Consider the following 7,370-nt stretch of genomic DNA (forward strand, 5'->3'; position numbering starts at 1 on the left):
TCCGGGGATGTTTTTTCGTTCGGTGTCCGATCTCATGCCTCCCGATGGAGGAAGATGATCTCCGCCCCGGGAGGAAGAAGGCTGTCCTTGGGCGGGTTCAGCATGACCGTCGGGGCGAGGCGTCTCAGCCCTCCCGGGTCGGTTTTCCTCCCGTCTTCGCTCCCGGGCGGGGGAACCACCCAGCCGATGGGAATGGAGCCGTTCCGGGGCATGCTGAGAAGATCCCCGAAGGAAAGGGGCGCTCCTTCCGGGTTTCCGGAAAGGGCGGCTTCCGCTGGACAGCAGACGATGTCGATGTCGCCGAACTGGATGAGGGAACGGAAGACAGGCTCGAATTCCGGCTGAAGGGCGAAGGTGGTCAGCAGCCTCCCGATGGTCAGGGGACCGATCACGTTGGAACAGTTGCGGATATTCCGCACCACCACTTCCGAATCCACGGTCAGGGTCTCCACGATCAGGCGGATGTCTTCCCGCTTCTCCTGCCCGATCAGCCTGCTGAGCATCAGGAGCTTCGACACCGTTTCCGCGTCGATCCGGTCCGCCGTGGCCGCGTTCAGCAAATGTCCGTCCGCCAGGAGAATGATCCTGTCCGTTCCGCCGATATCGATTGCCCGGCGGACTTCCTCCTCGGACCGGAAGCGGCATTCCCGGAAAAGCACGCCCTCGGGAAGGGGCGTCCTGGAATATTCAGCGTACCATGCCGCGAACTCCTCTTCCGTCTGGTTGTCGGCGATGGTGATCTTCATGGCGAGCCGGCCCAGTCCTTCGATGATGAAGGGAAGCTTCGGGTTCACCCCCACGATGACCAGGGTCCCCGAAGGAAGGCCGCCCATGGGGCAGAACAGGGAAGGCCCCTTCCCATCCTGCCGTCCCCCCGGCGCCGAAGGATCGAAAAGGGCGGCGTCCCAGCCGTTTTCGCTCAGGACGACTATCCCGGCATCTTCCGGAAGAGGTTCATCGGGGAAGGGAACCATTCGCAGCTCACCGTTCCCGTCCCGGTACCCCACCGGGACGGACTTCGGGAAGGCCCCGGCGATGTCCCTCCAGATCATCCCCCGGCCGATGGACGGGCTGACGTAATGAAACTCGTTCCCCTCCGCCGTCAGAAGTTCGTTGAAAATGTCCTCCGCGTAGGGGTTGAGGCACATGGACGAGATCAGCCTGCCGGTGAAAAAGAGGGGATTGAAGAAGATTCTCCTGTTCTCCGAACCGAAGGGGCGGAGGAAATCGGTCACGTGAAGGCTGTTCCCCAGGTCGAGATAGTTCAGGATGATCACCGGAGACCTGTCGGACTTCCATCCCTGGGTCCATCCCCGCTTCCTTCTGTCGCCCAGGAGCGTCTCCAGGGCGAGGAGGGTCCGGGTGACGATGGGGTCGTTCAGCCTCTCGGACAGCTTTCGGTCGGAAGAGCTCTCCCCGAGAACGATCACCGCCGAGGCCCGGTGGGCCGAAATGCGTTCCAGGGCATCCTCGTTCTGGAAGCTGCCCGTCCTGGTGATGACCCTGACGTGAGGTTTCGGCACCAGGGGCCAGCCGGAGGGTGAAGGTGGCGTCTCCCCCATCACCACCACCTTCACGGGGTGTTTCCGCTCGGAAACACAGAAGGATTCAAGCTCGTCCAGGATATGGGGAATGCACTCGCTCCACCCGAGGAGGAGAATATGGCCCCGCTCACGGACCTCCCCGGCGTCCTTCATCTCGCCCAGCCGTTCCATGAGCTTGCCGATGATGATGGCGATGAGGATGCCGTTGAACAGGACGATCCCGATAAATGAAAGGAGCAGCACCAGCCCCTTTACCAGGGAGTCCTGCCCCTGCATCTCGAAAATGCTGTCGGAGCTGATCATGGTGATCAGGGAAAACCAGAAGTTGCCGCCGTGTTCGGAGTTCATTCCCACCCTGTCCAGAAGAACGGTGAAGACCCACACGAAGACGAGGGAGACGAGGAGCAGCGTCAGGGACTGGCGCCAGATGGAAACTTCCATCAGGCGGCGGAAGCGGTAGGACAGCCAGCGCGCCGCTTCCGACTTCTTCAGCCGCCGGAACCGGAGCAGCCGGAAGATCCTCGGCAGGCGGAGCAGCCGGAGCATGGAGGCGCCGCCTCCGGGAAAGAGAAAGGAAAAGAAGACGTCCCAGGGGATGGTGGCCGCCCAGTCCATCCACCAGTCCCGGACATAGTCCTTTTCTTTCCCGCCGTAAGTGAAAAACCGGGCCGTGAGCTCCACGGAGAAAAGGGCGGAAAAGAACAGATTCAGCCACTCAAGGAAAAGGTGGTCGAACAGGATAGACGCTATGGCGGCGAGAACCGACGCCGAAATGAGGAAGAGCAGCGCCCCCTCCACGACGGGATGCCGGAAGAAGAGGTCGACCTTCCTGGAGTAAGCGCCCTTGTCCGCAGAGAGAATCCCCATGGCGCAGCCTCCTGTGAAGGGATTGTGCGGGGAATGGACCCGCTGCCGTCAGCCCTATCCGGGACAGCCCGTTTCGGCTTCGCCGCCGGGCGGAACGGGAGAGGTTCCCTTTCGCCGCATTGTTGCCGCTGTACACTCTTGGTATTGTATCCTTGATTGATGTGTCTTTGCAATAAAATGGTCCGGGAGGGAAGGTTTTGTCAAAATGAACCTTAACAGGCCAAATAAGACAATAAGTTGACATGCTGTTGCACTTCCCTGAAGATTGAGCTCAAAACAAAATAGCTGCAGTTATTTCCTGATTCCAGGAAATTGTGAGCAGATGAATCTGAATTAAGGAGGGGATTAGGTTGAACAACAGTTTTTTCGTGTTCCGGGAACCGGAGAATGAGCCTCTCCTCGGCTATGCACCGGGGACGCCGGAAAAACGGTCGTTGAAGGCAGCCCTGGCAAAGGTCCGTTCCGAGGTTCCGGAGATACCCCTGATCATAGGGGGAAGAGAGTATGGAAGCGAAGAAAAGGGGCGGGTGGTGATGCCCCATGATCACGGCCACATCCTTGCGACACACTGCAAGGCATCACCGGAGGACGTGGAAAGGGCTGTCAAGGAGGCGGCCAGGGCAAAGAAAGAATGGGAAAATACCCCCTGGACCGAACGGGCCGCTGTGATGCTCAAAATCGCGGAACTCTTCACCACGGAGTACAGGGACCTCCTTCTCGCCTCCACCATGCTCGGCCAGAGCAAAAACGTCTTCCAGGCCCAGATCGACGCCGTTGCCGAGGCGGCGGATTTCATACGGTTCAACGTGGCCTACGCTTCCTCCATATACGCCGAACAGCCACGTCTGGACAGGGACAGTCTCAACAGGATGGAGTACCGCCCTCTCGAAGGCTTCGTTTTTGCGGTGACCCCCTTCAACTTCACGGCCATTGCGTCCAACCTCGTCCTTGCCCCCGTGCTGATGGGGAACACAGTGCTCTGGAAACCCGCGGGCACGTCCCTGCTTTCCAGCTATTACCTGATGAAGATCTACGAGAAGGCCGGCCTTCCCGCCGGGGTGGTGAACTTCCTTCCCGGTTCGGGAGAGATGATCAGCCAAGTAGTGACGAAACACCCGGACCTGGCGGGAATACACTTCACCGGGTCCACGGACGTGTTCTCGAAGCTGTGGATGCAGTGCGCGGAAAACCTGCGGAACTACCGGTCCTTCCCGCGGCTCGTAGGGGAGACGGGAGGGAAGAATTTTCTCGTCGTCCATCCATCTGCAGACGTGGACGCCGCCGTTACCGCCATGGTTCGGGGAGCCTTCGAATACCAGGGGCAGAAGTGCTCCGCCGTTTCGAGATGTTATATACCGAAGAGCCTCAGGGAAAAAATCCTGTCCCTGGCGGGACGGATGATTGCCGACATGAAGACGGGATCGCCGGAGGATTTCAGGAACTTCATCAACGCCGTCATCGACGAAGCCTCCTTCGACAACTGCATGAAATACATTTCGGCAGCCCGCACGTCCACCGAAGCTGACATCCTCTTCGGAGGAAGGGGCGACAAATCAGCAGGCTATTTCGTGGAGCCCACGGTCATCGAGACCACCGATCCGGAATTCGTTACCATGAGGGAGGAGATCTTCGGTCCCGTGCTCACCCTGTACACCTACGAGGATGACCGCTTCGGGGAAATCCTCGAACTGTGCGACCGCTCCTCCCCCTACGGCCTGACCGGTGCGGTGTTCGCCGCCGACAGGAAGGCCCTGGCTCTTGCCGCCCGGAAACTGAAATATGCCGCGGGGAATTTCTACGTCAACGACAAGCCTACCGGCGCCGTGGTGGGGAAACAGCCCTTCGGAGGCTCGAGAGCGTCGGGAACCAACGACAAGGCGGGAAGCAGGCTGAACCTCCTCCGGTGGACGAGCCCCCTCACCGTGAAGGAAAACCTCCGTCCTCCCAGGTGGTACGCCTATCCTTTCATGGACGAGGAATAGACCTTTTTGAAAAAACGGAACGCCCGTTCCCATACAGGGACGGGCGTTCTTTTGATACTGTCCGGGCTGCGGGATCATTCACTGCCGCCCGGCGTTTTCCGGCAGAAGAATGTGCAACGTATCCGGTACATCCCCGAAAAGTTTCCGTTACGAATTTCCACTACACTTGATTCAAAAAGACAGCATTTTAGAAGGGGGAAGCCGATGCTGATAGCATATGCCACGGCAGGAAACGGGCACAGGTCGGCCGCGGCGGCCATAGCCGAGAGTGTCCGTGCTGCGGGAAGAGTTGCGGAAATGGCCGATGTTCTCGATTTTACCGACCCTGTGTTCCGGCTATTTTATTCCGACGTGTACCAGATGGCCGGCGAACACTCCCACGGATTGTGCGGGGCGATGTACCGGCTTACCGACATTTCCCCCGACAAGAGTTCCATCGTCAGGATGATCGACAGAATCAGCCTGAACAGAACACAACCCTTCGCCGATTTCATAAAAAAAACCGCACCCGAAGCCTTTGTAGCTACTCACTTTCTTCCCATGTCCATCGCCGCCCGGATGAAAAGACACGGCCTGTACAGCGGTCCGCTTGTTCACCTGGGGACGCGATGGAGCAAGGCCGAAGAGCTTGCATGCTTTCTTTCCTCGATCAGGTGCGAAAAACTCTTCCTGGTGGGAGACATCATCGACGGGTGGAAACTCAGGAACAATCCCCGCTGGCCCCGGTCTCACAATCTTGTGATCCGGAAAATACTCAAGATGGCAAAAAAAACGGAAATTTTATATATCACCGGCAATCATGACGAGTTCGCGGACGAGTTCGAAGGCTATGACTTCGGCGGCATCAGGATCTGCAAAAAAGCTGTCCACATCACTGCAGACCAAAGGCGTTTTCTGGTCATCCACGGCGACGAATTCGACGTGGTCGTCAAATACAGGAAATGGCTCGCCCTGCTCGGAGACACGGCCTATACCTTTTCACTGTACCTCAACACTCTCCTCACCCTGGTGCGCTCCCGCCTGGGACTTCCCTACTGGTCCCTTTCACAGTACCTGAAACACAGGGTCAAGGACGCGGTGGCCTTCGTGGGGGACTTCGAGGATACTTTGCTCGAAGAAACACGAAGGGGGCAACACCATGGGGTCATCTGCGGGCACATACACCACCCGGCGATCCGGAACCTGAAAGATGCGGTCTACTGCAATACGGGGGACTGGGTTGAAAGCTGCTCAGCTCTTGTCGAACACCGGGACGGGGCTTTCGGGATCGTGAGGTGGGACGGGGAGAAAATAATCGAAGATGTGTCCGAAAGGCCCAGGCTTCTTCCGGTTGTCCCCGCTGCTCCCCCCGAGACGGCACCAGAGAAAAAGAGAAGCGTTCCCGTGGCTGTATAGCACAGCGCCTCGCCGGAAACGGTTTTTCTTTTCCGGGGAGGAGAGAAGCTGTCTGCGTTTACGGCGACGTCGGACATGCGGCTGGCCCTCCCGAAACTTCGGGAGGGCCGGTTTGTTCCTGGAAAGCTGTTTTCCGGGCTAGGCCAGGAAGTGCCGTCCGAGGGCGTCGGCGGCAATATTCTTTCCAAAACCGGGAGTTCCCGGGCGTCTGCTTTTGAGGGTGAGGGAGCGGACAAAAGGACTGTCAGGAGAAGAAGATAGTTTTCACAAAGGACCACAGGAAGAGCGAGGACAGAGCTGCCCACAGGCACAGCACCAGTCCCCAGAAGAGCGATTCCGCCGCCAGGCACACCAGGCGCAGAAGCAGGCTGGTTCCCGAAACCAAAAGGAGAATGGAGTTCACGACTCTCTCCATGAAAACCGCCTCCCCGTAGATATGATGTCAGGCCATTCTTTGGTGAACGAAGAGTCTGATTCAATGAAACCAAGTATACCCCAAAAAAGATGGAACGGAATCCAGGCGGGGCTTCCCCTCAGTCGTTTCTCCCCGGCCCGCCGACAATCTCCAGCAGCCTTCCGAAGCTGTCTCCAACCGGCTCCACCACTAGGGCAGTTTTTGGGCCGTACTTGCTTCAGGTTCTTATCATCCAAGACGAAGCCTTTCACGGAACGCCTCACCTCAGGATGCAAGTCTGCTTTCCTCTGATGCTGCTGACGGGACAGCTCAGAGAGAAAATGGCGTGAAGTCTTGGAACTCCAAGCACGGAAAACTCAAGGATTGTCCTCTTTATGAACTGATGCAAAAAATGCAACAGTTGCCTCGCGCCGCAGTTGTTTTTTGTCCAGCCTGCCCAAAAAGAGGGTGTTCTGGTGCCGTGGATAGAATTTTATTAAAACAAGTCAAAAAGTTTGAGCGATGAACCACTTGCCTTGTTTTGCCGATTCCTGGGTGCTCTGCCGGATTGGCGGAAAGAATCGGAGAAGGGTAGATACCGTTTGTGCGTCTGATCCAAAGCGATTTGAAGCTGAACATTTTCGGAGAGAGCTTTTCTATGCTGCCGGAGCTCGAATATGCCGTTGCTGCTATAGATGTCAAGGAGCAGAAGCTTACAATTGGGCATGCGGGCAAAATACAACAAACAATATGCAAACGATATATAAAGAAAAGTTAGACTTCGTATTTTTTTGTTTTTCTACTTAAGTAAATGACAAAAATGGTGTAATATGCGAATGCATAATAAGCAATAAAAAGCAAAAAATAACCAAGAAAGGGGAGAATGTTTTTGAGGAAGTATTTTTCAATTTTTCTGGCGCTTATTCTTATTTTTTGCGGAATGCTATGTGGAAGCGAGGCATTTGCGTCACCAGGGAGCTATTGTCAAATCTGGTGTATGGGTCATCAGGCGGCGCTCCTGTCCGATTGGTCCGATACACGTATTCCGTCCTTGAAAATCACTCCCGTGATGACTTCTCCAAGAAGCTCATAACCTTTGAGTTTTCTCCACCTCTTCTCTGCTGACTGAGCCAGTTTGAAGACCATTGCCAGCGTCGTTGCCCTCGATCCGCAGTTCCGGGTCTTCGC

Annotated in this window: 4 protein-coding genes and 1 pseudogene; 2 read left to right on the forward strand and 3 right to left on the reverse strand. The window is 56.7% G+C overall.

Annotated features, from left to right (window positions below):
* Positions 1-32 precede the first annotated feature (32 nt).
* Entirely contained in the window at positions 33-2,411 is a 2,379-nt protein-coding gene (locus tag C8D99_RS13730; protein ID WP_133959075.1) for an ion transporter, read from the reverse strand.
* A gap of 350 nt (positions 2,412-2,761) precedes the next feature.
* Here C8D99_RS13730 and pruA point away from each other — a divergent pair, with 350 nt between their 5' ends.
* Together pruA and C8D99_RS13740 are read left to right on the forward strand one after the other, a co-directional pair.
* Positions 2,762-4,393: an L-glutamate gamma-semialdehyde dehydrogenase gene (gene pruA / locus C8D99_RS13735; protein WP_133959076.1), complete on the forward strand. Its 1,632-nt coding sequence runs from the start codon at positions 2,762-2,764 to the stop codon at positions 4,391-4,393.
* A gap of 204 nt (positions 4,394-4,597) precedes the next feature.
* The gene (locus tag C8D99_RS13740; RefSeq protein WP_133959077.1) at positions 4,598-5,788 is read left to right on the forward strand and encodes a metallophosphoesterase family protein; all 1,191 of its coding nucleotides are present in this window, start codon (positions 4,598-4,600) and stop codon (positions 5,786-5,788) included.
* Positions 5,789-6,032: 244 nt separating this feature from the next.
* Here the strand turns inward: C8D99_RS13740 and C8D99_RS15275 are convergent, their stop codons facing one another.
* Entirely contained in the window at positions 6,033-6,203 is a 171-nt protein-coding gene (locus C8D99_RS15275) for a hypothetical protein (protein ID WP_166670204.1), read from the reverse strand.
* 984 nt (positions 6,204-7,187) lie between these two features.
* Positions 7,188-7,370 (reverse strand): annotated as a pseudogene (locus C8D99_RS15470) (IS256 family transposase); the annotation flags it as partial.

Source organism: Aminivibrio pyruvatiphilus (assembly GCF_004366815.1).
Lineage (GTDB): Bacteria > Synergistota > Synergistia > Synergistales > Aminobacteriaceae > Aminivibrio > Aminivibrio pyruvatiphilus.

Excerpts from the sequence above, each read along its gene's own strand:
- C8D99_RS13730 (WP_133959075.1), bottom strand. The coding sequence starts at position 2,411 with ATGGGGATTCTCTCTGCGGACAAGGGCGCTTACTCCAGGAAGGTCGAC.
- C8D99_RS13740 (WP_133959077.1), top strand. The coding sequence starts at position 4,598 with ATGCTGATAGCATATGCCACGGCAGGAAACGGGCACAGGTCGGCCGCG.
- C8D99_RS15275 (WP_166670204.1), bottom strand. The coding sequence starts at position 6,203 with ATGGAGAGAGTCGTGAACTCCATTCTCCTTTTGGTTTCGGGAACCAGC.